This is a genomic window from Streptomyces xingningensis, assembly GCF_054957865.1.
On the sequence record NZ_JBDJPF010000163.1, the window covers coordinates 1 to 1,162 of the forward strand.

At 64.5% G+C, this 1,162-nt stretch carries 1 protein-coding gene; it reads left to right on the forward strand.

Annotation, left to right across the window (positions count from 1 at the left end; translation table 11 throughout):
• The coding region (locus tag ABCR83_RS32640) for a beta-ketoacyl reductase (RefSeq protein WP_462698887.1) at window positions 1-1,162 on the forward strand (1,162 nt) is incomplete at both ends.

Below are 1,162 nucleotides of genomic sequence, written 5' to 3' on the forward strand. Positions count from 1 at the left end.
TGCTGGCGTTGGATGAGGAGCCGCTCGCCGACCACCCCGCCGTACCCGCCGGACTCGCCGCCACACTCACCCTCATACAAGCAATGAACGACACCAACACCCCCACACCCATACACACCATCACCCAAAGCGCAGTATCCACATCCCCCAACGACCCCCTCCAACACCCCACACAAGCCCAAACCTGGGGCCTCGGCCGCGTCGCCGCCCTCGAACACCCCAAAACCTGGGCCCAACTCATCGACCTCCCCACCACCATCAACCACCACACCACCACCCAACTCGCCACCCTCCTCACCCCCCACCACCCCGAAGACCAAACCGCCATCCGCACCACCGGCACCCACACCCGACGCCTCACCCACGCACCCACACCCACCACACCACCCACCACCCCCTGGACACCCACCGGCACCACCCTCATCACCGGCGGAACCACCGGCATCGGCGCCCTCCTCGCCCACCACCTCGCCCACCAAGGAGCACACCACCTCCACCTCACCAGCCGCCGAGGACCCCACACACCCGGCACCACCCAACTCACCCAACAACTCCAACAACACGGCACCAAAGTCACCATCACCGCCTGCGACGCCTCCAACCACCACCAACTCCAACAACTCATCAACAACACCCCACCCGAACACCCCCTCACCACCATCATCCACGCCGCAGGCATCCCCAACTACATCCCCATCAACAACCTCACCCCCACCCAACTCCAAGAAGTCCTCGCACCCAAATCCCTCGCCGCACAACACCTCCACCAACTCACCCAACACCTCAACCTCAAAGCCTTCATCCTCTTCTCCTCCGGCGCCGCCACCTGGGGCAGCGGCCAACAATCCGCCTACGCCGCCGCCAACACCTACCTCGACGCCCTCGCCCAACACCGCCACACCCACAACCTCCCCGCCACCTCCATCGCCTGGGGCCCCTGGGCCCAAGCCGGCATGGCAGCCGACCACACCACCCAAACCTTCTTCCGCCGATACGGCCTCCACCCCCTCAACCCCCAACTCGCCATCCAAACCCTACAAAACACCATCAACCACAACCAACCCACACTCACCGTCGCCCACATCAACTGGAACCAATTCACCCCCACCTTCACCGCACAACGCCCCAGCCCACTCCTCACCGACCTACCAGAAAACCAGCA